General features: G+C 61.2%; 21 protein-coding genes. 18 read left to right on the top strand and 3 right to left on the bottom strand.

From position 1 onward, the window contains the following. Positions 1-94: 94 nt before the first annotated feature. Positions 95-445 (top strand): hypothetical protein, encoded by a 351-nt coding sequence (locus LA321_RS05225; RefSeq protein WP_026456756.1) that lies wholly within the window; start codon positions 95-97, stop codon positions 443-445. Between the two features lie 74 nt (positions 446-519). Here the strand turns inward: LA321_RS05225 and LA321_RS05220 are convergent, their stop codons facing one another. Further along, positions 520-1,428 carry a LysR family transcriptional regulator gene (locus LA321_RS05220; RefSeq protein ID WP_042070989.1) on the bottom strand — a complete coding sequence of 303 codons (909 nt, stop codon included), beginning with the start codon at positions 1,426-1,428 and terminating at the stop codon, positions 520-522. Positions 1,429-1,681: 253 nt separating this feature from the next. On the opposite strand from LA321_RS05220, the gene LA321_RS05215 reads away from it, so the two are divergent. The 8 genes from LA321_RS05215 (at position 1,682) to LA321_RS05180 (ending at position 13,739) form a co-directional block, all read left to right on the top strand. Then, the gene (locus LA321_RS05215) at positions 1,682-2,014 is read left to right on the top strand and encodes a hypothetical protein (protein ID WP_026456758.1); all 333 of its coding nucleotides are present in this window, start codon (positions 1,682-1,684) and stop codon (positions 2,012-2,014) included. Between the two features lie 29 nt (positions 2,015-2,043). Beyond that, on the top strand, positions 2,044-2,730 hold the full coding sequence (locus LA321_RS05210) for a pirin family protein (protein ID WP_042024970.1): 687 nt from the start codon (positions 2,044-2,046) through the stop codon (positions 2,728-2,730). Positions 2,731-2,769: 39 nt separating this feature from the next. Continuing rightward, on the top strand, positions 2,770-3,162 hold the full coding sequence (locus tag LA321_RS05205; protein WP_042070987.1) for a DoxX family protein: 393 nt from the start codon (positions 2,770-2,772) through the stop codon (positions 3,160-3,162). A 261-nt stretch (positions 3,163-3,423) separates the two neighbouring features. Beyond that, complete coding sequence (gene recC, locus LA321_RS05200; RefSeq protein ID WP_042070985.1) at positions 3,424-6,801, top strand: exodeoxyribonuclease V subunit gamma; 3,378 nt, start codon at positions 3,424-3,426, stop codon at positions 6,799-6,801. After that, positions 6,801-10,406 (top strand): exodeoxyribonuclease V subunit beta, encoded by a 3,606-nt coding sequence (recB, locus tag LA321_RS05195; RefSeq protein WP_042070983.1) that lies wholly within the window; start codon positions 6,801-6,803, stop codon positions 10,404-10,406. Before recC ends, recB begins: the two co-directional genes overlap by 1 nt. Beyond that, complete coding sequence (recD, locus tag LA321_RS05190) at positions 10,403-12,442, top strand: exodeoxyribonuclease V subunit alpha (RefSeq protein ID WP_042070981.1); 2,040 nt, start codon at positions 10,403-10,405, stop codon at positions 12,440-12,442. Before recB ends, recD begins: the two co-directional genes overlap by 4 nt. A 172-nt stretch (positions 12,443-12,614) precedes the next feature. Continuing rightward, entirely contained in the window at positions 12,615-12,953 is a 339-nt protein-coding gene (locus LA321_RS20285) for a septation protein IspZ (protein WP_224212263.1), read from the top strand. 12 nt (positions 12,954-12,965) lie between these two features. Then, positions 12,966-13,739 carry a tetratricopeptide repeat protein gene (locus tag LA321_RS05180; RefSeq protein ID WP_052445729.1) on the top strand — a complete coding sequence of 258 codons (774 nt, stop codon included), beginning with the start codon at positions 12,966-12,968 and terminating at the stop codon, positions 13,737-13,739. Between the two features lie 652 nt (positions 13,740-14,391). Here the strand turns inward: LA321_RS05180 and LA321_RS05175 are convergent. Then, complete coding sequence (locus tag LA321_RS05175; RefSeq protein ID WP_042070979.1) at positions 14,392-14,790, bottom strand: VOC family protein; 399 nt, start codon at positions 14,788-14,790, stop codon at positions 14,392-14,394. A 75-nt stretch (positions 14,791-14,865) separates the two neighbouring features. On the opposite strand from LA321_RS05175, the gene LA321_RS05170 reads away from it, so the two are divergent. The 5 genes from LA321_RS05170 to LA321_RS05150 all read left to right on the top strand — a co-directional run bounded on the left by LA321_RS05170 (position 14,866) and on the right by LA321_RS05150 (position 20,356). Then, entirely contained in the window at positions 14,866-15,732 is an 867-nt protein-coding gene (locus tag LA321_RS05170) for a helix-turn-helix transcriptional regulator (RefSeq protein ID WP_042071018.1), read from the top strand. Between the two features lie 178 nt (positions 15,733-15,910). Then, a complete protein-coding gene (locus LA321_RS05165; RefSeq protein WP_042070977.1) occupies positions 15,911-16,909 on the top strand; it encodes a sensor domain-containing diguanylate cyclase in 999 nt (332 codons plus the stop codon). A gap of 830 nt (positions 16,910-17,739) precedes the next feature. Next, positions 17,740-19,110, top strand: coding sequence for a C4-dicarboxylate transporter DcuC (gene dcuC, locus LA321_RS05160; protein ID WP_026457034.1), 1,371 nt, complete (start codon positions 17,740-17,742; stop codon positions 19,108-19,110). A gap of 24 nt (positions 19,111-19,134) precedes the next feature. After that, positions 19,135-19,353, top strand: a complete 219-nt coding sequence (locus LA321_RS05155; protein ID WP_156140997.1) for a hypothetical protein — start codon at positions 19,135-19,137, stop codon at positions 19,351-19,353. A 238-nt stretch (positions 19,354-19,591) separates the two neighbouring features. Then, a complete protein-coding gene (locus LA321_RS05150; RefSeq protein ID WP_026457035.1) occupies positions 19,592-20,356 on the top strand; it encodes a helix-turn-helix domain-containing protein in 765 nt (254 codons plus the stop codon). 216 nt (positions 20,357-20,572) lie between these two features. Here LA321_RS05150 and LA321_RS05145 read toward each other — a convergent pair whose 3' ends face one another. Further along, positions 20,573-21,400, bottom strand: a complete 828-nt coding sequence (locus LA321_RS05145) for a UTRA domain-containing protein (protein WP_082043394.1) — start codon at positions 21,398-21,400, stop codon at positions 20,573-20,575. Between the two features lie 197 nt (positions 21,401-21,597). Between LA321_RS05145 and LA321_RS05140 the strand changes: the two genes are divergently transcribed. From LA321_RS05140 to LA321_RS05125, 4 genes are read left to right on the top strand one after another with little or no spacing between them, the layout of a single operon-like run. Then, positions 21,598-22,644: an ABC transporter substrate-binding protein gene (locus LA321_RS05140; RefSeq protein ID WP_042070972.1), complete on the top strand. Its 1,047-nt coding sequence runs from the start codon at positions 21,598-21,600 to the stop codon at positions 22,642-22,644. Between the two features lie 10 nt (positions 22,645-22,654). Further along, entirely contained in the window at positions 22,655-23,488 is an 834-nt protein-coding gene (locus LA321_RS05135; protein ID WP_042070970.1) for an alkaline phosphatase family protein, read from the top strand. After that, a complete protein-coding gene (locus LA321_RS05130; protein ID WP_042070967.1) occupies positions 23,488-24,387 on the top strand; it encodes an ABC transporter permease in 900 nt (299 codons plus the stop codon). Before LA321_RS05135 ends, LA321_RS05130 begins: the two co-directional genes overlap by 1 nt. After that, complete coding sequence (locus LA321_RS05125) at positions 24,380-25,156, top strand: ABC transporter permease (RefSeq protein WP_005306167.1); 777 nt, start codon at positions 24,380-24,382, stop codon at positions 25,154-25,156. Before LA321_RS05130 ends, LA321_RS05125 begins: the two co-directional genes overlap by 8 nt. Positions 25,157-25,158 lie beyond the last annotated feature (2 nt).

Raw genomic sequence — 25,158 nt, 5'->3', positions numbered from 1 at the left:
GGGTGATACTGGCAAAGTTCAGACACCAGAGGGGTGTTTACTTGAGGGCAAGGCAAGAGTGCCGAACCCGATTCATCCCGAGAGGAGATAGACCATGAAAAAGCTGACCAAAACCCTGCTGACCGCTACCCTGATCCTCGGCCTGCCGCTGGGTGCCTATGCTGCCAGTGAAGCGACTCCGACCGCTCAACCGGGCCCCATGGTGGACTGCCCGATGGATGGCAGCGGCATGATGGGCGGCAAGCACCACGGTGGTCGTCACGACCGCATGGCCCGCATGCAGAACATGACCCCGGAGCAGATCCAGGCCAACCTGCAGCAACGTTATGATCGCATTGAGGATCCGGCCAAGAAGGCCGAGTTTATCAAGAACCTCGGCGAGCGTGCCAACGGCATGGCCAAACATGCCGAAGCGATGAAACAATTCGCCGAGGCGAACCAGTAAGCGCCATCGCCGACAGCCAGTCGTAAAGAGGGGAGCCTGAGGCTCCCCTTTCTCGTTTCTGCCAGCTATTGCCCCTATTGCGTCTGGAACAGTTTGGGGATCTCCCGCACCAGCCAGCTCTTGGCCTTGCCCATGGTATCGCGGCGCCAGGCCAGCACCACCTGCAGCTGATGGCGATACTCGGGGCAGATCACCTTGAGCCGTCCCGCCTTGATGTCCTCCTCGATCCAGCTTTGCGGCATGGTGCCAACCCCAATCCCCGCCAGCAAGGCATCCCGCTTCTCGCTCATGGAGCTGACGGTGAGGCGCGGTTGCTTGTCGAGCAGACGGTAAGTAAGCACCGGCTTGCGCAGCGCCGTATCGGCCACCGCGATAGCGCGGTAACGGCGCAAGGTCTCGTCCGCCAGGGGCTCGGCTTCCAGGTGGAGCGGATGATCCGGGTGGGCGACGTAGAGCATCACCTCCTCCCTGAGCAGCTGGTGCTTGATGCCGGTCATCATGATGTCGGGATTGAGGGAGGAGATGAGCAGATCGGCGCGACTATCCTCCAGACACTCCCAGCTGCCCGCCAGCACCTCGGCCCGCAGCCGCAGCCGGGTATCGGTCAGCTCGGCCAGCCGTTCCACCAGCGGGTAGAGCGCCTGCACCGGCACCAGGGCATCGACGGCGATGGTGATGTCGGTCTCCCAGCCACGGGCCAGGGCCCGGGTCTCGCCCACCAGATGCTCGGCTGCTTCCAAGAGTACCCGGCCCCGTTCCAGCAGCATGCGGCCGGCCGGGGTGAATTTGGTTCTGTGGCCGCTGCGGTCGAACAGCATGGCGTCCAGCTCGTCTTCCAGCTTCTGTACCGTGTAGCTTAGCGCCGAGGGTACCTTGCCCAGCTCGTCGGCCGCTGCCGCAAAGCTGCCGCGGCGATCGATGGCGTCCAGCACCCGGATCGCCTCCAGGGTCAGCGCCCGTTCCTTGTTCAGTTCCTTGGCCATAGCCTGCCTTCAATTTTTTTGAATATGTTTGCCAGTTTATCTCGCTAACAAGTTAGGCCAGGCAACTTTAATATTCAATCAACGCTTAGGCAGGAACGCCAAGTGGCCAAATAAAAGGTAGTTCAGTGCTGTGACAACCCCAAAGGGCACGTCAGACGTCGGTGAAAGAACAACATACTATTTGAATGACCTCTTGCATGGATGCATTGATTCGGGCCAAAGCGGCCTTGGCAATGACATATAAAACAAGAGAGTGAACATGAAAAACGTAATCAAGATGCTGGCCGTTGCAGGCCTGATGACCGCAGGTTTTGCCCAGGCTTCCGTGCCGGCTGACTTCAACGCCACCCCGGGAGTGCTGTTTGTAAACTGGCATGCGAGTGCGGCGATGGATGGCAAGGCCAACCCCATGCTGGAGGTGCGCGATCAGTCCGGTGATCTGCTGGCTTCCGTCCACGCCAGTCTGGTCGGCACCCAGCAGGTGAAGATCCCGAGCCGCACCCAGGGCAACCTGACCGTCAGCCTGGCCGGTGACAGCAGCGAGTACCGTATTCCGTTCGGCATCGGCGGTGGCAACCCCCGCTAAGGCGAACCTTCAGAGATGAGGAGCACATCATGATGCAATTGAGAGCCGCAGAGGCGCGGGGCAAGGCCAACTTTGGCTGGCTGGATGCGCGCCACAGTTTTTCGTTCGGGCACTACTATGACCCGGAGTGGATGGGCCACTCGGTCCTGCGGGTCATCAATCAGGATCTGGTGTCGCCGGGTGGCGGTTTCGCCACCCATCCTCACGCCAACATGGAGATCCTGACTTGTGTGCTGACCGGCACCATAGAGCACAAGGACAGCCTCGGCCACGCCGAGCAGATCCCGGCCGGGGATTTCCAGTTGATGAGCGCAGGCAGCGGGATCCGTCACAGCGAGTACAACCCCTCGCAGAGCGAGCCGCTCTCCCTGTTGCAGATCTGGATCGAGCCGAACGAATACGATACGCCCCCCGGCTATCAGCAGAAGAAGATAGAGGCCAGGCCCGGCATGACGCTGGTGGCGTCACCGGATGGCGAGGATGGATCCTTCAGGATCCGCCAGCAGGCCCGGGTCTGGCGTGTGCAGCTTGAGCCCGGTGAATCCCTCACCTGGGAGCTGGCTGGTCGGCACGGTTACCTGCAGATGATTTCAGGGGAGTTGACCGCCAACGGTCTGGCTGCCCGACCCGGCGACGGGGTGCTCAGTCGTGATGAATCAAGTTGGGAGCTGGTGGCAACAAGTGCCACTCAGGCCCTGTTATTTGACCTACCCTGAAGTTGCCAGCTCTGATGCGGCGTGAACGAGGAGATTGAGATGGACAAGATGAAAGATGTGGCACTGCTGGTGGGTCGCGTACTGCTGGCACTGATGTTTGTGATGGCGGGCTGGAGCAAGATCGGTGGTTACGCCGGTACCCAGGGCTATATGGAGGCCATGGGCGTGCCCGGTTTCCTGTTGCCGCTGGTTATCCTGCTGGAGCTGGGTGGTGGCCTCGCCATCATGCTGGGCCTGTTCACCCGCAGCCTCTCGGTGCTGATGGCCGGTTTCACCCTGATGGCCGCCTTCATCTTCCACTATCAGCCGGCTGATCAGATGCAGATGCTGATGTTCATGAAGAACATCTCGGTCGCCGGTGGTTTTCTGGCCCTGGCGGCGGCAGGTGCAGGCGCTTTCAGCCTGGATGCCCGCCTCGGCAAGAGTTGGTAATGCCCTGACAGTTCGAGTTTTCCAATGCTTTTTGGCCGGAGCCCATGCTCCGGCTTTTTTGTTAGTCAGCGCCGCTCTGGTGGCAAGACAGGCCGCCAATATGCGGTACCTCTCATAATTCGGCGCTTGCCCGAGCGGCGGCAACAAGTGCCTTTTGCATCTTCTCCCCCGATCCCCGACAATCCCAATTCTTGTTGAAGTGGCGGGGCTCCTTGAGGTTTTCCCGCGATCACACCTCTTTTGCATTGGCGGGAATTGCTCATGTTTACCCTCTACCACTCCAATCAGCTGGATCTGCTCAAAGAGCTGCTGGTGAGTCGCATCCGGCAGGCGCCCCTCTCTCACCCCTTCGAGCGGGAACAGATCCTGGTGCAGAGCCCGGGCATGGCCCAGTGGCTCAAGCTGGAGCTGGCCAAAGCCTTCGGCATCGCCGCCAATATCGACTTCCCGCTGCCCGCCAGCTTTATCTGGGAAATGTTCACCCGGGTACTGGCGGACGTGCCTCGTCAGAGCCCTTACAACAAGGGATCCATGAGCTGGCAGCTGATGACCATCTTACCCGCCCTGCTTGACCGCCCCGCCTTTGCGCCGCTGGCAGCCTATCTGGGGAGTGGGGATGACGCGGATCCTGCCCCGGATTCCGCCAAGGCGCCCGAGCAGGTGCGGCTATGGCAGCTCTGCCAGAAGGTGGCGGATCTGTTTGACCAGTATCTGGTCTATCGGCCGGACTGGATCGCCCGCTGGGAACAGGGGGAGGGATTGAGCCAGGAGCTGGCCGGGGTGAGCGGTCAGGATTGGCAGCCGGAGCTGTGGCGCGAGCTGGTGGCCCGCACCCTGGCGCTCGCTCCCAGCGGCTACCATCGCGCCAACCTCTACGAGGAGTTTATCCACGAGCTGGAGCGCACCCCGGATCTGCCGGGCAAGCTGCCCCAACGGGTCTTCGTGTTCGGCATCTCGGCGCTGCCGCCGCGCTATGTGGAGGCGCTGCTGGCCCTCGGCAGCCGGGATGAGGTGGAGGTGCACCTCTTCGTCACCAACCCCTGCCGCTACTACTGGGGCGATCTGCTGGACAGAAAGACCCTGGCAAGGCTCGAGAACAAGCTCAAGCCCGGCACCGACATTGAGGCTTTGCAGGGCCCCGCCAACCCGCTGCTCGCCTCCATGGGCAAGCTGGGGCGCGACTACCTGCACCAGCTGATGGAGCTGGAGGTGCCACAAATCGAGGCCTTCGTCGATATTGACGATCAGGATGAACAGGGCCAGGCCAGGCTGCTGCGCGCCATCCAGCAGGACGTGCTGGAGCTGGCCGAACGGGGGGCTGGCGAGTTCGAGCTGGATAGCAGCCAGCACAAGAGCCCCATCAGCCCGGCGGACGGATCCCTGCAGATCCACGCCTGTCACGGCCCGATGCGGGAGCTCGAGGTGCTGCACGACCGGCTGCTGGCGCTGTTCGAGCAGGACCCCACCCTCACCCCGAAAGACGTGGTGGTGATGATGCCGGATGTGAACAGCTACGGCCCCTATATCCAGGCGGTGTTTGGCGCGCGGGGCCAGATCCCCTTCGCAGTATCCGATCGGGCGGCGAGCCAGGAGAGCCCGCTGCTGCAGAGCTTCCTTGCCCTGCTGAGACTCCCCAACGCCCGGCTGGGAGCCGGCGAGCTGCTCGCCATCCTCGAGGTGCCCGCCGTGCTGCGCCGCTTCGAGCTCGATGACGACGAGTTCAACCAGCTGCGGCGCTGGGTGCAGGAGACCGGCATCCGCTGGGGGCTGGATGACGGTTACCCGGAGCGCTTCGATCTGCCGCGCCTCTCTGGCAACAGCTGGCTGTTCGGCCTGCGCCGCATGCTGCTCGGCTTTGCCATGGGCGACGGCGAACCGGTGGCCGGCATTCTGCCCTACGCGGATATCGAGGGGCAGCAGGGGCTGGCGCTCGGCAAGCTCGCCTGGTTCGTCGACTCCCTGGCGGAATTTCTGCCCCGCCTGCAACAGGCGCAGCCGCTGCCCGAGTGGATCGCCTGTCTCAACGAACTGCTGGAGCGCTTCTATCTGGCCGATGAGGATGAGGAGCGCCAGCTGCAGCTGATTCGCAGCCAGCTGGCTGACTGGCTCGCCCAGCTCGGCGAGGCCCGCTTCGAGCAGCCCATCAGCGCAGACCTGCTGCAGGATTACCTCGGCAGCGTGCTGGGGGAGTCCCGCTCCAGCCAGCGCTTCCTCGCCGGTCAGGTCAACTTCTGCACCCTGATGCCGATGCGCTCGATCCCCTTCCGGCAGGTCTGCCTGCTCGGCATGAACGACGGCGTCTATCCGCGCACCCTGCCCCCCATGGGGTTCGATCTGATGGCGGTGGCCGGCCGGCGCGGGGATCGCTCCCGCCGTGACGACGACCGCTACCTCTTCCTCGAGGCGCTGCTGAGCGCCCAGCAGGGGCTCTACATCAGCTACCAGGGTTTCAGCGCCCAGGACAACAGCGAGAAGGTGCCTTCCGTGCTGCTGGCGGAACTCATCGACTATGTGCGTCAGGGCTTCGTGCTGGCGGGGGATGAGGGCCTCGATGACGAGACGTCCGGCAAGCGGCTGCTCGAACACCTGATCGTCGAACACCCGCTCACCCCCTACAGCCGCAGCTACTTCTATCCAGCGGTGGATTCCGGCCTCTTCACCTATGCCGCCGACTGGCTGCCGGCCCTGAGCCCAGAGCGCGGGGCCGCCAACTTCCAGAGCGGCGAGCTGCCGCTGCCGCCAGATTGGAACAAAGGGGGGGGCAAGGAGCAGGGGCTGGAGCTGGCGGAGCTGCTGCGCTTCTATCGCCAGCCCGCCAAGTATTTCCTCAACCGCCGTCTCAAGGTGTGGTTCGAGCTGGACGAGGCCGAGATCGAGGACAGCGAACCGTTCGAGCTGGACGGCCTGCAGCACTACCAGCTCAAGGCGTTGCTGCTCGATGCCCATCTGGCGCAGGGGGAAAGCGAGGAGCGCCGCCAGCGCCTGCAGCTCTCCGGCCTGCTGCCCCAGGGCTGGTTTGGCAGCCTGCTGCTGGATGATCTGGATGCCGAGATGGGCAAGCTGGCGGCGCGCCTGCGTCCCTGGGTGGCGGCCAATGAGGCAGACAAACAGGCGGTGGAGATCGATATCTCCCTGACCCAGGGCCAGCTGCAGGGGTGGATCGACACCCAGAAGGGGCGCTTGCTGGTGATCAAACCCGGCAGCTTCAACGGCAAGGATCTGCTGCTGGGCTGGATCCAGCACCTCTGCCTCTCCCTGAGCGATGCCCCCGGCGACACCCTGCTGTTTGACGCCAAGCAGAGCCTGCGCCTGCCTGTACTCGCTGCTGACGAGGCGCGGCCCAAGTTGGCGGCGCTGGTGGTGCTCTGGATGCAGGGGATGAAGCGGCCGCTGCCGTTTTTCCCGAGCACTGCCTGGGAGTGGATCAAGGGGATCGAGAAGGATCCGGAGAAACCGGAGGCCGCCGACAAGGCGGCACTCGCCCGCTTCAACGGCGGCTACATGGTGACGGGGGAGGGGCAGGACGTCTACGTCGCCCGCTGCTTCCCGGAACTCGATGACGAGGTGCTGGCCCAGCTGCAGGCGCTGGCCCGTGAACACCTGACCCCGCTGATCAAGGCGCTGGAGGAGTTGCAATAATGGCTAACCCGCTCAATACCCTGCGTTTTCCCCTCCATGGCGAGCGGCTGATCGAGGCCTCCGCCGGCACCGGCAAGACCTACACCATCGCCGGTCTCTACCTGCGCCTCTTGCTGGGTCACGGCCCTGTCATTGAAGAGGGCGCCGATGCCGGCCAGCCCAGCGCCCACGAGCGGCCGCTGTCGGTGACCGAGATCCTGGTGGTGACCTTTACCGAGGCGGCCACCGCCGAGCTGCGCGGGCGGATCCGTGGCCGCATCCACGAGGCGCGCCTCGCCTTTATGCGCGGGCAAAGCGGCGATGCCCTGCTGGCCCAGCTGCTGGCGGAGGTGGAGGATCACGAACTGGCGGCCCGCCGCCTGCTGGCCGCCGAGCGGCAGATGGACGAGGCGGCCGTCTTCACCATCCACGGCTTCTGCCAGCGGATGCTGAAACAGAACGCCTTCGAGTCGGGCGCCCTCTTCGAAACCGAATTTCTCACCGACGACAGCCAGCTCAGGCTGCAGGCGGTCAGCGACTACTGGCGCGCCGAGTTCTATCCGGTGGATAAAACCCTGGCCAGCGCGGTGCGCGCGCTCTGGCCAAGCCCCGCGGCCCTGCTGCGGGAGATGAACGGCTGGCTCGACAACAGCGAACTGGAGATGCGCCCGCCGGCCGGGGACGAGACCCTGGCCGCCCGCCATCAGGCGGCCATGAGTCGCATCGCGGCAGTGAAGGAGGCCTGGCTGGCGCAGGTGGACGAGATCTGCCGCCAGACCGACGGCCATATCAGCCGCTACACCGGCAAGAACTACGAGGGGTGGCTCGCCAAGATAGCCGACTGGGCGCAGGACGAGGCCAGCGGCTACGCCATTCCCAAGGAGCTGGAGCGCTTCGGCCAGACGGTGCTGGAGGCGAACCTCAAGAAGGGGGGCGACGTGCCGACCCTGCCGCTGTTCAGCGAGATCGACGCGCTGCTGGCGAGCCGTCCAGGCATCCGGGATCTTATCCTGCAGCGGGCCGCCGTGGTGGTGCGCAGCCGGATGCAGGCCAGCAAGCACCAGGCCCATCAGCTCTCATTCGATGACCTGCTCAAAGACCTCGACGGTGCGCTGGGCTCCAGCCTTGGCGAGCGGCTCTGCGAGCGCATTCGCGCCACCTACCGGGTCGCCATGATCGATGAATTCCAGGATACCGACCCCCAGCAGTACCGCATCTTCCATCGTCTTTACGGCGGCCACCAGGACACGGCGCTGTTGATGATCGGTGACCCCAAGCAGGCCATCTACGGCTTTCGCGGCGCCGACATCTTCACCTACATTCAGGCGCGGCGAAATGTGAGCGCCCACTACACCCTGGGGCGCAACTGGCGTTCCAGCGGCGCCCTGGTGGCGGCGGTCAACGGCCTGTTCGAGCGGGCCAAGGATCCCTTTATCTACGAGGCGGATATCCCCTTCCTGCCGGTGGAGGCGCAGGGCAAGAGCAAGGCGCTGCGCCTCGACGGCGAAGCCGCCCCCGTGCTGCACTGCTGGCAGCTCACCGGCCAGCCCACCTTCAACCGGGGGGACTACCAGAGCAAGATGGCCCGCGCCACGGCGGCGGAGATCCACCGCCTGCTGACCCTGGCCCGGGAGGGCAAGGCGCAGATCGGCAGTGAGCCGGTGAAAGCGGGGGATATCGCCGTGCTGGTGCGCACCGGCGCCGAGGGCAAGCTGGTGCAGCAGGAGCTGGCACGCCTCGCCATAGCCTCGGTTTATCTGTCGAATCGCGAGAGCGTGCTGGAACAGGTGGAGGCGCGGGAGATCTTGCTGATCCTGCACGCCTGCCAGAACCCGAGTGAGGAGAGAAGTTTGCGGGCGGCGCTCGCCACCGGCCTGTTCGATCTCGACGCCAAGGCCCTCGACGAGCTTGCCAGTGACGAACGGGCGTGGGAGAGCGCGGTGCAGGAGTTTATGGAGTACCGCAAGGTCTGGCACAAGCGCGGTGTGCTGGCCATGCTGCGGGCCCTGCTGCACCGGCGCAATCTCGCCTCTTCGCTTTTGGCGAGCCCCTACGGTGAGCGGCGGCTGACCAACTTCCTCCATCTGGGGGAGCTCTTGCAGCAGGTGAGCAGCGAGCTGGACGGCGAATACGCCCTGCTGCGCTGGCTGGGGGAGGCGGTGAACCGCCAGAGCGGCCAGGATGCGGAGCAGATACTTCGCCTGGAGTCCGAGCGCAAGCTGGTGCAGATCGTCACCATCCACAAATCCAAGGGGCTGGAGTACCCGCTGGTGTTCCTCCCCTTTATCTGCAGCCACCGCAGCGCCGACACCCCGCTCTATCACGAGGCCGATGAGGCGGGCAATCGCACCATCCTCGATCTCACCGGCGCCGAGGAGTCTCTGGCGGAGGCCGACAAGGAGCGCCTCGCCGAGGATCTGCGCCTGCTCTACGTGGCGCTGACTCGGGGCGTCTACGCCACCTGGCTGGGGCTGGCGCCGGTGCGCTCCGGTAACGGCAAGTCGGAGAAGACCGACCTGCACCAGACCGCCATCGGCTACCTGCTGCAAAAGGGTGAGGAGGGGGACGCCGCGACCCTGGCCACCGCCCTCAGTGCGCTTGCCCAGGATCTACCCGGGGTGGCCGTCGGTGAGCCCTCGCTCACCCGCCCGGCCCCGCTGCCGGCCGAAGAGGAGCAATTGGGCGAGCCCCAGGTGCGCCGCTTTGGCGGCACCCTTGAGCGGGACTGGTGGATCAGCTCCTACTCCGGTCTCGCGGCCCAGGGCCACGGTCACAGCAAGGGGGTGCTGGCCAATCCCGGCTTCGATGACGAGGTGGTCACCGAGGCGGCCGCGCTGGCGGCAGAACAACCGGAGGAGGCGCCCCAGCCCTCCATCTTCACCTTCCCGAAGGGGGCGCGCCCCGGCACCCTGCTGCACAGCCTGTTCGAGACCATCGACTTTGAGAGTGCCGCAGGCGACTCGCTGGCACAGCATATAGCCACCCTGCTGGCGCAGGATGGCTTCGACGATAGCTGGGCCCAAGTGCTGCAACAGCAGGTGGAGGCGGTGCTGGAGACGCCGCTTGAAACGGGCTTTGGCGAGCCGGTGCGGCTGCGGGATCTGGCCCCCGAGCGCAAGCAGGTGGAGCTGGAGTTCTTCCTGCCCATGGGGCGGGTGACGGCACCTGCGCTGACTGCGCTCTGCCAGCAGCACGACCCGCTGTCGCGGGGCAACAAGCCGCTCAGCTTCGCCACCGTGCAGGGGATGCTCAAGGGCTTTATCGACCTGGTGTTCGAGTGGCAGGGGCGCTGGTATCTGCTCGACTACAAATCCAACCACCTCGGCATGAGCCCGACCGACTACAGCCGGCCGGCGCTGGAGCAGGCCATGGTGGAGCATCGCTACGACCTGCAATACCAGCTCTACTCCCTGGCGCTGCACCGGCTGCTCGCCCTGCGTCTGCCGGGCTACGACTTCGACCAGCACTTTGGCGGCGTCTTCTATCTGTTCCTGCGCGGCATGCCGCAGGGGGGGATCTTCCATACTCGCCCGAGCCGTGACCTGGTGCTGGGGCTGGATCGGCTGTTTAGCGAGGGGGCGGCGCCCGCCCTCCCACAAGTTTCGGATAACGGGGTAGAAGCATGAAGAGCGCAATGATGATCGAACGGCTCAAGGCCCTGGCGCTGGCGGGGCGCATCCGCCAGCTGGATCTGCAATTTGCCAAACTGGTGGCCGATCTCGGTGGCGGCCCCGAGCTGGTGCTGGGGGCGGCGCTCGCCTGCTTCGAACTGGGGCGCGGGCATGTCTGTCTGCCGCTGGAGATGTTATCTGCCGGCTCCTTGCGCCCGTTCGGGCTGGATCCGGATCAGGGCCGGGATCTGCTGGCCGATCTGGCGGATCCGGCGAGCTGGCCCGCCCTGTTTGCGGCAAGCCCGCTGGTTGGCGGCGAGCAAGATGAGGGGGAAGCCCCGCGCTGGCCGCTGCGGCTCTGGCACGGGCGCCTCTACCTCACCCGCTACCACGATCATGAGCAAGGGGTGGCCCGCCATCTTCGTACCTTGAGTGAACGCGCCGAATGGCCGGAGATTGCCCCGGCCCTGTCGCGCCTCTTTGCCCGCGACTACGGCCTGGTGTTCGGGGCCCTGCTCAAGGCCCGCCTCGCCCCCGACTTCTCGGCCCGCCACTTTATCGAGAAGTATCTGGATCTGGTGTTCCCGCACGAAGTGGAGTGGCCCGCCATCGAGGCGCTGCTGGCCAGCGCCCAGGCCGCAAACGACCTGAACAAGCTGGATGCGCTGGTGCCCGAGTCGCTCTGCTGCAACGGCCAGAAGCTGGCGGCGGCCACCGCCGCGGCGCGCCCCTTCGCGGTGATCTCCGGTGGCCCCGGCACCGGCAAGACCACGACTGTGGCGAAGCTCTTGGCCATTCTGGTGGAGACCGGCCTGCAATCGGGCAAGGCACCGGCGATCCGGCTGGTGGCCCCCACCGGCAAGGCGGCGGCGCGTCTGACCGAGAGTATCGGCTCCGCCCTGCAGGCGCTGGATCTGCCCCCCGAGTGGGTGGAGGCCATCCCCACCGAGGCAGGCACCCTGCACCGGCTGCTCGGGGTGATCCCGAGGCGCAGCCAGTTCCGCCACCACAAAGGCAACCCGCTGCACCTCGACTTGCTGGTGGTGGATGAGGCCTCCATGGTGGACTTGCCCATGATGGCGCGCCTGCTCGATGCGCTGCCAAGCCACGCTCGCCTGATCCTGCTCGGCGACAAGGATCAGCTCGCCTCGGTGGAGGCGGGGGCCGTGCTCGGCGATATCTGCAGCTTTATCGAACAGGGCATCAGCCCCGCGCAGGCTGATTGGCTCTCCCGTCAGACCGGTTACCGGCTGCAGGGCACGCCTGCAGGGGCACCGGTGCGTGACAGCCTCTGTTTGCTCTCCAAAAGCTGGCGCTTCGATCAGCACTCCGGCATCGGCCAGCTGGCGCGCGCCTGCAACGGCGGCGATGGGGCGGCGGTGGAAGCGGTCTGGGGCGCAGGATTTACGGATATCAGCCTGCACCCCTGGGCGGGGGAGGCCTATGACGAGTTGATTGCCCAGGGGGTGGCCGGTTACGGTGCCTATCTGAAGGCGGCCCGCGCGGGGAAGGCGCCCGCCGCCGTGTTCAAGGCATTCAACGGCTTTCAGATCCTCTGCGCCCTGCGCGATGGCCCGTTTGGCGTCGAGGGGCTCAACGAGCGGCTGGAACTGGCCCTGTCACGGACGGGGCTGATTGCCCGGGATGGCGACTGGTATGCCGGTCGCCCAGTGATGGTGGTGCGCAACGACCACGGTGTTGGCCTCTATAACGGCGATATGGGGCTCTGCCTGCCCGATGACACCGGCCGACTCAAGGTCTGGTTCGAGCAGCCGGACGGCACCCTGCGCGCCCTCTTACCCAGCCGCCTGCCGCCCCACGAGACGGTCTATGCCATGACCATCCACAAATCCCAGGGCTCGGAGTTTGCCCATACCGTGCTGGTGCTGCCCGACAGCCCCAGCCCGCTGTTGACCCGCGAGCTGGTCTATACCGGCATCACCCGCGCCAAGGCCCGCCTCGATCTCTACGGCGATCGCGCCCTGCTGGCACAGGCAGTGCGGAAAAAGACCGAGCGGTATTCGGGTCTTGCGGAGAGATTGGGGGAGTGAGCGACTGGATGGCGGTAAACGAAATTTACCGCGGTCTGTTGTGCATAGATGTTCGAAAATATTTAATTGCAGAAAATAATAGGAGGTTCAGGTGATTAAAAGTGTATGGGGGTTGTATTGGCGGACATGCTTATTATTTCTCTTTGCAGCGTTGCCCTTATCGTTTGTCGAGATGTATTTTTTTGTTTCTGAATCATGGATAGTATTGAAGCCTTCGATTTTTTATATGGTTGTAGGTGCTTTGTTATTCGTGCCTTTTAATCATCGCAAAGGTCTATTGTTTTCTCTCTGGGGTAATCGCTTAGACCTATGTGATATAGTCTGGTGTTCTTATCGAAATGTCATGGGGACATCTTATATTCTATACGCAGCGATATTATATGTTGTCAGTGAAACATTGCCACTAACCTACTGGGTATATACAAAAGTATATGGCAGCCTGTTTGTGAATTTTGTTTTATCTATTCTGGTAGGTGTGATTGTTATACATAAAAACAGAATGAAAATTTAAGGCGTCAATGATATGAAATTTACAAGTGTGAAGTTTGTTTTAATGGTGTTGACGCTATATCTTAGCGCTAATCTCTTTGCTAATGCAGCAGAATCTGGTGATGATATAGCCAAAGAGATGTGTGCAAAACTGCCTGTGGTTATCAAAAAAGGTAATGAATCATACAAGGCAGGGGAATATGCCAAAGCAAGTGATTATTTTACGGAGCAAGTCTCACTAAGTGAGGGGTGTGGGTATATTTATGGTAAGCCAGATCAAGCGGCGACTATTACGGCATATAACAATGTTGCACTTTCTTATATAAAACAAGGGGAGAAGCTTAAGGCTCTGGCCTGGTTGTCATTAGCCCCGAATGATAAAAAATCTAAATTCAACTACAGTCTGCTTAAAAGTATGCCTGCCTCCGTTGGGCCTGATATGGTGGGAACCTATTGGAAATATGCTGGTTTCGGAAGTTGGAATGTGGCCTCTGTAGAAAAGCATGGTAATGACTACTTGATATCCTTGAATCTGCTCTACTTTGGGTTAATGGGGATGGCTTATGGTCCTAACATTGGGGACATTTCTCAGGTCGTGACTATGAAGGATGATGAGGGATTGATAAAACTTACCGGTGAAGAAGGTAATTGTGAGATTTCAATAAATTTTATAGATAAAGATAATGGTATCCTGAAGATTGATACAAATCCTGATAGAAAAGAGTGTGGTTTTGGCCACAATGTATATGCGCACGGTGATTTTATTAGAGTATCGAACAGACCTACACCATTTGACATAGGTTACTGAGTAAGAGCGAAAATGTTTTTTGTTGAGTTTTCACGTTGTTCATTTAAACGACAAAGACATTATTAGTTGAAGGAATTGTGATTTGGATGGAAGCGCTCAACATTCCCTATATATTTTCTTTTTCCCGTCCCCTCATCCCCAACCCTTCTCCCACAAGGGGAGAAGGGGGTAAAGATCGCCTTTACCACCTCTGCTTACGTTTAAGCTTCGTTAATTTAATTCGCGTGGCTGGCGATCATATCTTCGATGTTGCTTTATCCCCTCTCCCGTTGGGAGAGGGCAGGGTGAGGGGTTCATTTGGGTATTAGATGGTCAACTCCAGCCAGTTGCCTTCCGGGTCTAGAAAGATGCTTTCGTAATATCTCGTATGTTGGGCTTCGCAGGCTCAGCACCAACCTACAAGTTGCGTAGGTTGTGGCTGAGCGTAGCGAAGCCCAACGTTTACTGAGAAATCTCTTTTTTCCGGCCCCTTCTCCTTTTTTATAAACAAGCGGGAGAAGGGAGCAACACCGTCACCGCCGTCCGATTACGCTTCGCTAATCGAACCTGCATGGCTGACTATTTTGCCGTCAACCGAGTCGACATGGCTGGTGATCATCCCTCGATGCTGCTTTATCCCCTCTCCCTTTGGGAGAGGGGAGGGTGAGGGCTGCTAAATGGTCAACTCCAGCCGGTTGCCTTCCGGGTCTAGGAAGGTGCTCTCGTAATAGCCGTCGCCGGTCCAGCGGGGGCCGTCCAGGTGTTTGACCTCGGCCCCCTTGAGCAGCTTGAGGCGGGCGGTCATCTTGTCCACCGCCTCCACGCTGCCGAGGGAGAAGGCGAGATGGGCCAGCCCCTGTAGCGGGTGAGGCAGGCGCAGATCCACCGGAAACAGGATGGGGGTGTGCATCAGCTCCAGACTGGCGCCGTCTTTGAAACGGACAAAGTAGGAGGAAAACTGCTTGGCCGGGTTGTGGTAGCGCTCATTCGCCTGACCGCCAAACAGCTTGCAATAGAAGGTTTTGAGGGCCTCCAGATCCTGCGCCCAGATGGCGACGTGATGAATGTGCATGATGTGTCACTCCTTGGGTTGATGGCTCCATGCTATGCTCGCGCCATCCTTGCCGACATGGCTGACGCCGTCCTGATGATGTCTGAAACTGCCAATAGCGATCTCATCGATGTCTCCCCCGACTGCCGCGAGCAGATCTGCTGCGACAGCCTTCTGCCGGCCCTCACGCAGGAGCAAGTGTGGCTGGCGGGCTATTCCCGCCTCAAGACCCGCTACCGCATCGCGCGCCGCTTTGCCGATATGCACTGCTTTTTGCTGACCTTGGGGGGCGAGGGGGAGGTACTGGTGGGCGATCGCCTCGAGCGACTTCCGGTCGGCGAGTGGGTCCTGATCCCGGCGGGCCAACCACTTTGCTATCACTTGGGTGAGGCGGGCGAGTGGGATCTGGTGTGGCTGTTGCTGCACAAGGACTCCCCTTGGGATGCCTTTGCCAGCCGCCCCCGGCTCGGCTGTACTTCCCAGCAGGCGACTTTGCTGCGCACCGTCGAGAACCTCTATGCGGAGCAGGAACGCCATCAGGATCCGCTGCTCTGTGCCCTCTTGGTGGAGCAACTCGGCTTTTACCTGCGCCGCCTGCTACAAAAGGGGGAGGGGCAGAGCCGAGGCGAGCGGCTGGCGCTGCGCCTCGAGCTGATGCTCAAGGATGCACTGGCCGAGTGCTGGGATGTAGCGCGCATGGCCGGCACTCTGCATCTCTCCGAGCGCCAGCTTTACCGCCTATGCCAGCAGCACTTCGCGCTGGCCCCCATGGGGCTGTTGCAACGGTTACGGTTGCAGCGGGCCGCCCTGTTGCTGGCCAGCAGCGCCGATCCCATGAAGCGGCTGGCCCAGCAGTGCGGCTTCAAGAACGAGTACCACTTCTCCACCGCCTTCAAGCGCCAGTTTGGCCTGGCCCCCAGCCACTATCGCAACCGGCATCATCCCGCCTTCAAAAAAGGATAAGAGTGAAACCCTTCGCCACACTTATGATGACGCTTGGCCAGAGGGATCTGCTTGTGGTGGCCGATCTGCCGGGTGAGCCAGAAAGCGGAGAGATCCCGGATCCTGTGCCAAGATAATTCGATGGGTTGAATAGACTTGTTCCCCGTAGGGTCATGGGGCAGAAATCAGGATGATAACTATGGTGCAGGAGAGCACGACGATCCGGATATCGGATGTCAGCGAGGCGGTAGTTCACGGCATCCTTGAGGTGATCAGCGACGGGATCTGGGACTGGAACGCCAATAGCGGGTTCGTCTATCGCAACCCCGGCTGGTACCGGATGCTGGGCTACGAGCCCCATTCGCTGGGCAACAACGTCTTCACCTGGGAGACGGTGATCCACCCCGATGATATGGAGCGGGTGATGGCCCACTTCGATGCCTGCCTGAACGGCACCTCTCCCGAATACAGGGTCGAGTACCGCTGCCGTTGCCAGGATGGATCCTTCGTCTGGATCGAGGACTACGGCCGGATCATCGCTCGCAACGAGGATGGTTCCGTGGCCCGGATGATAGGCGCTCATCGCGATATCAATGCCCAGAAGCTGCTGCTGGATCAGCTGGAGCGGCGCAACCAGTCGCTGGAACAGCTGGTGGCCGAGCGCACCGCCGAGCTGGAGCAGCTTAACGCCGCCTTGCTGCAGAAGGTGGAGGAGAATCGCCAGCTGGCCGAGACCGACTCCCTGACCGGCGCCGCCAGCCGCTACCGGCTGGAGCGGGTGTTGCAGCTGGAATGCGAGCGGGCCTGCCGTTTCCATCAGGTGTTTACCGTGATCGCCATGGATGTGGATGACTTCAAGCGGATCAACGACAGCCATGGCCACGCCGCCGGGGATCAGACCCTGATCAATATAGTGGCGCTGGTGCGCAACCATATCCGCGAGATCGATCTGCTGGCCCGCTGGGGTGGCGATGAGTTTATGGTGGTGTTACCCAACACGGGCCTGGAGGATGCCAGGAAGGTGGCGAACAAGCTGCAGGCCTTGATGGCGGTAGCCTCCATCTGTCCTCATATGTCCATCTCCATCAGCTTCGGACTGGCGGAGTACCAGCAGGGCGAGCCGCCGGAAAGCCTGATGGTGCGGGCCGATCGCTCCCTCTATCAAGCCAAGCAGCGGGGCAAGAACCGGGTCTGTTGAAGGGGTTAATTGCATATGACAAAGGGCCGGATGGCGATGCCTCCGGCCCTTTGTCATGGTGTGTGGTTCGACCTGGTGTAGGTTGCGCAGCTCTCCTGGATAACCGTCATGGATATCTTGTTGACTCTCTATGAGGAGAGAGCTTGTCGTATGGATGGTTGATAATAATGAGTCGCTGTTACTCATATATTTTAAGCGATAGCGAGTATTGTAATTATGATAAATTAATAAATATTGCTGTTAAGGCTCAATAATAGATTCCTTCACTGCGGATTATATATTAAACGGACTCTTTGCTTGAACTGACTTGCTATTTTGCGGCCTGTTTACGCGGCAACAGGTTACTCATCGTTTGTTGGCCGATTGTTTATCAATCGTGGCGTAAGTAGATTCTTTTTACCCTGATTAACCCTGGAGTGCCAGGTGGATCACTTGTGGTTCGATGAAGTTTACTCCTGCATTTCAACCTTATAACCAGCATAAAGTGCTGCTTGTTTTTGTTATAACGGACTACCTGGCTGTGTGATGTTTATCTTGCTCATGAAGGGAACAGAAAGCTCGATGATCGAGACAGTGCGCCTTAATTCAGGTTGTACCCATTGAATAGGGTTATATCATAATAAGTTCGCTTATCCCCTTGCTACAGGGGATATTATTGTGATGACGATATATCTTTGACGTCTGACAGTTGACTCAATATTGGTTATTGGGAGAGTAATCACAATCCCTTATTATATTTTCAGGCTATCGTTGCCCCCGCCAAAATGGCTATTTTCAGCAACAGCAATCAGATGTGGCCAGGCCTGATCCGTGCCGCAACAGGGGGAGAAATGTCGACAATATTGATTCTGGTAGTGGTGGGGCTGGTGGCTTACGCCATGCTCAAGCGGTTCAATCCACAGGCGACCTTGCTGACGGCGGGTCTGGTGCTGCTGGCTTATGCCCAATGGATGGGGATCACTCCCATTCTGCCTGCCGAAGAGAGCCAGGGCTTCTGGTTCTTCGATCTGTGGGAGAAGTTCGCCATGGTGACCAATTCCCGTCTTGCCTCTACCGGTTTGACCCTGGTGGCGATTGCGGGGGTGGCGACCTACCTCAACCAGATCGGCGCCTCGGCGGCCCTGGTCAAGGCCACTTCCCGCCCGATCATGGCGCTGGAGAACCCCTATGTCTTGCTGGGGATCATCCTGCTGCTGGTTTCCATCCTCTATGTCTTTATCACAGGGGCGACCTCGCTCTCCCTGCTGTTGATGGGCACCCTCTATCCCTTGTTGCGAAATGCCGGGATCAGTGCCAAGACGGCGGTGGCCACTATCGTGATCCCCACCGCCTGGGAGTTTGGCCCCGGTCAGATCAATGCGGTGATCGGAGCCAAGGCGATCAATATCGAGGTGATGCCGTTTGTGGTGAATCATCAGCTGCTGTTCCAGATCGCCCTGCTGGTATGTATTCCCTTCGTCAACATCGCATGGCAGCGATATTGCGACCGCAAAGAGGGTTATGACACCGCCGCCGAGCGGGGCAAGTATTTGCACGAGTTGGAGGAGAAACACCATGACACTCCGGGTTATTACGCCCTGCTGCCGGTGATCCCCTTTGTCTTTCTGTTCGGCTTCTCCGAGCTGTTTGTCAGCGCCATCAAGATGACCATTCCGGTGGCCATGATGTCGACCATGACCCTCTGCATCATTATCGAGGCGCTGCGCTATCGTTCCATCAACAAGGCGTTTGCCAACTTCGAAGCCTGGCTGACCGGTACCGGCATGATCTTCGGCAGCGTGCTGACCCTGATGCTGGCAGCCGAGTTTTTCTCAGCCGGTCTTACCAATATTGGCGCCATCACCCAGCTGATTGATTTGGCCAAGTCGTTCGATCTCAACCCTATCGGGTTGTCGCTGGTCTTCTCGCTCTTCATCCTGCTGACCGCCTTTATCACAGGCTCCGGCAATGCGCCCGTGATGGCCTTTATTCCCATAGTGCCGCTGGTGTCGGGCCAGTTCGACATCAACCCCTTGCTGCTGCTGGTTCCCATCCTGTTTGCCGCAGGGATTGGCCGCACCATCTCTCCGGTGGCCGGGGTGATCATCACGGTAGCCGGCATTGCCAATCTGAGCCCGGTGGATGTGGTGAAACGTACCTTCGTGCCCATGATGGCGAGCATGGCGGTGGTGATGGTGCTGACCGCGATCCGTTATATCTGATCGCTACAACAAGGAGGCAAGCGCTTGTCATTGGCAGGCGCTTTTTTATGCACCAAATCTGCTTCGTTAGTGGGGGGAGGGATTGCCTTTTTCGCCGGATGCGGGCAAAAGAAAAGAGCGGGGCTCTTGCAAGCGCCGCTCAATGCCAGGAAAGAGAAAAAACCTTGCGGTTTAAAATCAAAAAATTTGGAAGCAAACAATCGATTTCTCAACCAGGAAGGTCTTGAATTCGATACGTTTTGATTATGCGCCTTGTTATATGCAGCACTAGTAAAATGTTTACGAGTTGAAAGATATGCGCTGCCAAGTATCAATTTTTGATACTTGTTTCCGTAACTGGTCTGGCCTTAGCTCTTCGCAAAGGGATTTTTTCTCGATGGCAATTTTTCGGTGTCAATATTTGAGCCTTATGCCTTAATGTGGCTCATAAGCTGACTCGGCATAACCATGCAATCAAGCTGCAACAACAAGGAAGAGTGGCATGACCTACAGCCAGACCCTGGCCAACCAGATCCTCGATACCCTGAAAAAGAGCCTGACCGATAAAGGGATCCGCTATCAGACCCTGGCGGAGGCCATGGGGGTTTCCATCGCTACCGTCAAACGGATGATGAACAAGCCCTCCCTGCCATTCGACACCCTGCTGGAGATCTGCCATCTGGTGGGATTGTCATTTGAAGAGCTGCTGGATCGCACTCAGGATGCCCAGAGTCGGCGCGCCGTCTTCACTCAGGAGCAGGACGAGGCGTTTCACAATGAGCCCGGCCTCTACGCTTTTCTCGCCAATATCTTCTGGCGCGACAAGACCCTGATCGATCTCAAGCGGGAGTATGGCCTGACCGACGCTTCTTGCTACCTCTACCTGCGCAAGCTGGAGAAGCTCGGCATACTGCAGCTTGGCCTCGACAACAGCTATCACTTCCTCATCAGCGAGCGGATCAGCTTCGAGCAGCACAGCCGCTTCGCTCGCCAGCAGGCCCGCCAGGCGATGTCGGTGCTGGGGGATTATCTGGTGGAGAACATGCACAAGCCCAACAACTACATGGCCCTGTGCCAGCTCCATCTCAACGAGAGCGAGGCGATGGCGCTGATCGAGCGGATGAAGGAGTACTGGCATCAGGAACTCAAGCTCAATCGCCCGGCCATCGGCCATCAGGAACACAGCAAGACCTACACCATGTCGCTGCAACTGGCCGATTGCGGTTACCAGAGCTTCGACGACCTGATCCCTAATATCGACAACTGATCTTGGCGGATCCGTGTCGCTTTACCTCCCTGAGTTATCCGCCTGTTCAGGTGATACCCGTGACCTCATGCGCGCCCGCGCTGCCCGCCAGCGTTCACCGCATCACCTCTGATCAACGACCAGGGTCTGTAATGGCCCCTCGAATGCAGGCGGCAGGGTGCGGGTATCGAGATGGATGCGGATCGCTACTGTGCCCGACAATGCTCTGGATATTCCCTAATCGGCGAGCCGGGTTTGCTGCAGCTTGCCTGCGAGGGGCTGCAATACTCGTGTGTCGAGGTGAATGCGGATCGCATCCGGCCGCCAGTGTTCGATATCGCAATCCACCAGCGCTCCCCGCTCGTCGTAGTTGACCCGCACCAGCCGCAGCACGGCGCTTCCCTCCGCCAGATTGAGGGCGCGGGCAATGGCGCCGCGCGCCGCCGAAGGGGTGATCTCCAGACTCGCCCCGCCCTGGCCTATGCCATAGCGCTCCCGATAGAGCTCGGTGAGAGAGCTGGCCAGCGGCGCAGCGGCGATATCGGGGAAGCGGCTCGCCAGCAGATGGTGGCTGACGTGCAGCACGGGGCGCCCGTCGATAAGGCGCAGGCGGCGGATTTCATAGAGCGGAGTGAAAGGCTCCAGCCCCATCCAGCGGCAGAGCTCGCTGCTGGCCAGCTCGCCGCCGTGGGCCAGCACCCGGGTCTCGGCGGTGCGCTGCTGCTCGCCGATCCACTGGTGAAAGTGGGTGTGGATGGCGGGGTCGTAGGTGAGCCTGGGGGGCGCCACGAACCAGCCGCGCCGCTCGGCCCGGTAGATGAGGCCGTCAGCCTCGAGGCTGGAGAGCGCCTCCTTGATGGTGATGCGGGTGGTGGCGAAGCGCTCGCTCAGGGCCCGCTCGGCCGGCAGCTGCTGCCCCGCACCCAGCTGGCCGCTCCCGATATAGCGGCGCAGGGTCTGGCAAATCTGTTCACACTTGGAGGCGCGGCCATCGGCCATTCTCGGTTCATTCAGTATCTGCTCGCTCAATCTCGGTTCGATCACGCTCATCTTCCTGTCGATCATCCTGGCTACCGCGGCTGACTCAACTCTCACTGGAGTAGTCCAGCCTCACTCGGATTGAGAGTTGTAACCGTGCAGGATGACAGCGCCATGACAGGGCGATTGTCATCAAACTGCCATCAAAGCGCCCCGTCACCGTCATATTTCCCCTCTAGCATCCCTCTCGAACCTTAACTGACCTAGTCCAGAGGGATGGAATGATGAAAAGCGTGATCGCAAGTGCACTGGCCCTGATGGCCATCAGTCAGCCACTGTTTGCCGCCGAGAACATCGCGGATCTCGAGAAGGCCGCCCGCGGTGAAGGCCAGCTCAGCAGCGTCGGCATGCCGGACAGCTGGGCCAACTGGAAGGATACCTGGCAGCAGCTCGGCAGCCTCTACGGCATCAAGCATCAGGACACCGACATGAGCTCGGCCCAGGAGATCGCCAAGTTCGCCGCCGAGAAGGGCAACGCCACCGCCGACATCGGTGACGTGGGCGGCGCCTTCGGCCCGGTCGCGGTCAAGCAGGGGGTCACCCAGCCCTACAAGCCCTCCACCTGGGCCGACATTCCGAACTGGGCCAAGGATGCGGACGGTCACTGGATGCTGGCCTATACCGGCACCATCGCCTTCCTGATCAACAAGGATCTGGTCAAGGCTGCCCCCACCAGCTGGCAATCCCTGCTGGGCGGCGACTACAAGGTGACCCTGGGTGACGTGGGTGTCGCCTCCCAGGCCAACAACGGCGTGCTGGCGGCGGCCTATGCCACCGGCGGCAGCGAGAAGAACCTCAAACCTGCGCTGGAGCTGTTCGGCAAGCTGGCCCAGCAGGGCCGTCTGTCGCTGAACGACCCCACCATCGCCAACATCGAGAAGGGCGAAGTGGAAGTGGGTGTGCTGTGGGACTTCAACGCGCTCAACTACCGCGACCAGATCGACCCCAAGAAGTTTGATGTGGTGATCCCGAGCGACGGCTCCGTCATCGCCGGCTACACCACCATCATCAACAAGTGGGCCAAGAACCCCAACGCCGCCAAGCTGGCGCGGGAATACATCCTCTCCGACGCCGGCCAGATCAACCTGGCACGCGGCTACGCCCGCCCCATCCGCAGCAACGTGACCCTGCCGGACGACGTCAAGGCCAAGCTGCTGCCGGCCGAGCAGTACGCCAATGCCAAGCCGGTCCAGGATCACGCCGCCTGGGAGCAGAGCTCCAAGGCCCTGCCGCGCCAGTGGCAGGAAACCGTCATGATCAACATGCAGTAAGGAGCGGCCAGTGCAACACAAGGTGATAGTGGTACTTGTGGATGGCCTCTCTGCCGAGGTAGCCCATTGCATGGGCTACCTCGCCGGCATGGTGGAGGCGGGACAGGGGTTGCAGGCCACCCTGAGCTGCGCCCTGCCCTCCCTCTCCCGGCCCCTCTACGAGTGCATCCTGACCGGGGCGACGCCGGTGGAGAGCGGCATCACCCACAACGGGGTGAGCCGTCTCAGTCGGCAGGAGTCCATCTTCCATCTGGCCCGCGCGGGCGGCAAACGCACCGCGGCGGCGGCCTATCACTGGGTGAGCGAGCTCTACAACCAGAGCCCCTGGCAAGCGGCCCGTGATCGCTTCACCCATGACGAGCGACTGCCCATCCAGCACGGCTGTTTCTACTGGGATGACGGCTACCCCGACAGCCACCTGTTGATGGATGGCGAGTGGCTGCGCAGCCAGTACGACCCCGATTTTCTCTTGATCCACCCGATGGGGGTGGATGACGCGGGCCACCAGTTCGGCCTCGACTCCCGTCAGTACCGCAATCAGGCGCGCCGGATGGACAGCCTCTTGGCCGACCTGCTGCCCCAGTGGCTGGCGGAGGGATATCAGGTGGTGATCACCTCGGATCACGGCATGAACAACGACTTGAGCCACGGCGGCACCCTGACCGAAGAGCGCCGGGTGCCGCTCTGGCTGTTTGGCGATGCGTTCGTGGCCCAGTGGCCGGCCGGCCCCGCCATGCAGCAGACCCAGCTCTGCGCCCTGATGGCCGACCTGCTGGGAGTTTCCCACGACAAGCCAGGCTGCCCGCCGCTGCTCAAAGCCGGCAACCTGCCGGAGGTACACTGATGATGCCCGCCACCACCGAGATCCTCGCGGATCAACCGACCGTCACCCGGCGCCGGCTGCGCCGCCACTGGCTGCCCGCTCTGGTGCTGCTGCCGTTCGTTCTCCTGATGATCCTGTTCCAGCTCGCCCCCATGGTGTGGGTGCTGGTGGGCAGCTTTCAGACCCCGGACGGCTGGGGCCTCGACTACTACCGGGAGATTTTGAGCTCCCCCTTCTACCTGCAATCGTTCGGCAACTCCTTGCGCATCGCCGGCATCGCCAGTCTGGCGGGGCTCGCCATCGGCACCTTGGGGGCGGCGGCACTGCGCCACAGCGGCGAGCGGGTAAAACGGCTGCTGCTGGCCTTTGTCACCATGACCGGCAATTTCAGCGGGGTGCCGCTGGCCTTCGCCTTCATCATCATTCTTGGCATCAATGGCGCCGTGACCCTGCTGTTGAAATCCTGGGGCCTCATCGACGGCTTCAACCTCTACTCCGGCACCGGTCTCATCCTCATCTACACCTACTTCCAGATCCCGCTCGCCCTGCTGCTGCTCTATCCGGCCTTCGATGCGTTGCAGGATGAGTGGCCGCAGGCCGCCGCCCTGCTCGGCGCGAGCAAGAGCCAATATGTGTGGCACGTGGCGCTGCCGGTGCTCACTCCCGCCCTGCTCGGCACCCTGATCATCCTGTTTGCCAACGCGGTGGGGGCCTATGCCTCTGCCTATGCCCTCACCACCGGCAACTTCAACCTGGTGACCATCCGGGTGGCCAGCCTGGTCTCCGGCGACATCTTCCTCGAGCCCAATATGGCGGCGGCGCTGGCGGTGATCCTGATGGTGCTGCTGGGGGTGGTGACTGCCGCTAACCAGTGGCTGCTGAAAAAGAGCTACGTGAACAAGGGGCAATCCCATGCATGATTTGAAACCTGGCTGGCCGCGCTGGGTGCTGGGGGCCCTGGTGGCTACCCTGCTGTTGCCGCTGCTGGCCACCTTTCTCTACTCCATCTCCACCCGCTGGGGGGCGACCCTGCTGCCAGACGGCTTCACCCTCGACTGGTATCTCAAGCTCTGGGGCGACCCGCGCTTTCTGGCGGCGTTTGGCCGAAGCCTGCTGGTCTGCTTCGCCACCCTGCTGCTGGGAACCCTGGTGCTGGTGCCGACCGTGCTGGTGGTGGCCTACTACTTCCCAAAGCTGGATCCCTGGATGAACCTGTTGATCCTGCTCCCCTTCGCGGTGCCGCCTGTGGTCTCCTCGGTCGGGCTGCTGCAGATCTACGCCGACGGCGTTCTGCCCATTATCGGCACGCCATGGATCCTGATCGGCACCTGGTTCACCGTGGTGCTCCCCTTCATGTACCGGGCGCTGGCCAACAGCCTGCAAGGGGTACCGCTCAGGGATCTGATGGATGCCGCCCACCTGCTGGGGGCGAGCAGCCGCCGCGCCTTCCTGCTGGTGGTGATTCCCTGCCTGCGCAAGGGGCTGCTGGCGGCGCTGTTTCTGTCGCTCTCCTTCCTGCTCGGCGAGTTCGTGTTTGCCAACATGCTGGTGGGCACCCGTTACGAGACCCTGCAGGTCTACCTCTACAACATGCGTTCGACCTCGGGCCACTTCACCAGCGCACTGGTGATGAGCTACTTCCTGCTGACCCTGCTGCTCACCTGGGCGGCGAACAGATTTCATAGGTGAAT

Origin of the sequence: Aeromonas enteropelogenes, from assembly GCF_020097295.1 — a bacterium.
GTDB classification, from domain to species: Bacteria; Pseudomonadota; Gammaproteobacteria; order Enterobacterales; family Aeromonadaceae; genus Aeromonas; species Aeromonas enteropelogenes.
Note: the sequence above shows the minus strand (reverse complement) of the source record. Positions and strands in the feature narration are given on the sequence as shown.

Bases quoted from the DNA above. Each gene is read 5' to 3' on its own strand.
- recC (WP_042070985.1), top strand. From the start codon at position 3,424: ATGTTTACCCTCTACCACTCCAATCAGCTGGATCTGCTCAAAGAGCTG.
- recB (WP_042070983.1), top strand. From the start codon at position 6,801: ATGGCTAACCCGCTCAATACCCTGCGTTTTCCCCTCCATGGCGAGCGG.
- LA321_RS05145 (WP_082043394.1), bottom strand. From the start codon at position 21,400: ATGATCGACAGGAAGATGAGCGTGATCGAACCGAGATTGAGCGAGCAG.
- LA321_RS05205 (WP_042070987.1), top strand. From the start codon at position 2,770: ATGGACAAGATGAAAGATGTGGCACTGCTGGTGGGTCGCGTACTGCTG.
- LA321_RS20285 (WP_224212263.1), top strand. From the start codon at position 12,615: ATGTATTTTTTTGTTTCTGAATCATGGATAGTATTGAAGCCTTCGATT.
- LA321_RS05175 (WP_042070979.1), bottom strand. From the start codon at position 14,790: ATGCACATTCATCACGTCGCCATCTGGGCGCAGGATCTGGAGGCCCTC.
- recD (WP_042070981.1), top strand. From the start codon at position 10,403: ATGAAGAGCGCAATGATGATCGAACGGCTCAAGGCCCTGGCGCTGGCG.
- LA321_RS05180 (WP_052445729.1), top strand. From the start codon at position 12,966: ATGAAATTTACAAGTGTGAAGTTTGTTTTAATGGTGTTGACGCTATAT.
- LA321_RS05170 (WP_042071018.1), top strand. From the start codon at position 14,866: ATGATGTCTGAAACTGCCAATAGCGATCTCATCGATGTCTCCCCCGAC.
- LA321_RS05210 (WP_042024970.1), top strand. From the start codon at position 2,044: ATGATGCAATTGAGAGCCGCAGAGGCGCGGGGCAAGGCCAACTTTGGC.
- LA321_RS05165 (WP_042070977.1), top strand. From the start codon at position 15,911: ATGGTGCAGGAGAGCACGACGATCCGGATATCGGATGTCAGCGAGGCG.
- LA321_RS05125 (WP_005306167.1), top strand. From the start codon at position 24,380: ATGCATGATTTGAAACCTGGCTGGCCGCGCTGGGTGCTGGGGGCCCTG.
- dcuC (WP_026457034.1), top strand. From the start codon at position 17,740: ATGTCGACAATATTGATTCTGGTAGTGGTGGGGCTGGTGGCTTACGCC.
- LA321_RS05225 (WP_026456756.1), top strand. From the start codon at position 95: ATGAAAAAGCTGACCAAAACCCTGCTGACCGCTACCCTGATCCTCGGC.
- LA321_RS05150 (WP_026457035.1), top strand. From the start codon at position 19,592: ATGACCTACAGCCAGACCCTGGCCAACCAGATCCTCGATACCCTGAAA.
- LA321_RS05140 (WP_042070972.1), top strand. From the start codon at position 21,598: ATGAAAAGCGTGATCGCAAGTGCACTGGCCCTGATGGCCATCAGTCAG.
- LA321_RS05130 (WP_042070967.1), top strand. From the start codon at position 23,488: ATGATGCCCGCCACCACCGAGATCCTCGCGGATCAACCGACCGTCACC.
- LA321_RS05220 (WP_042070989.1), bottom strand. From the start codon at position 1,428: ATGGCCAAGGAACTGAACAAGGAACGGGCGCTGACCCTGGAGGCGATC.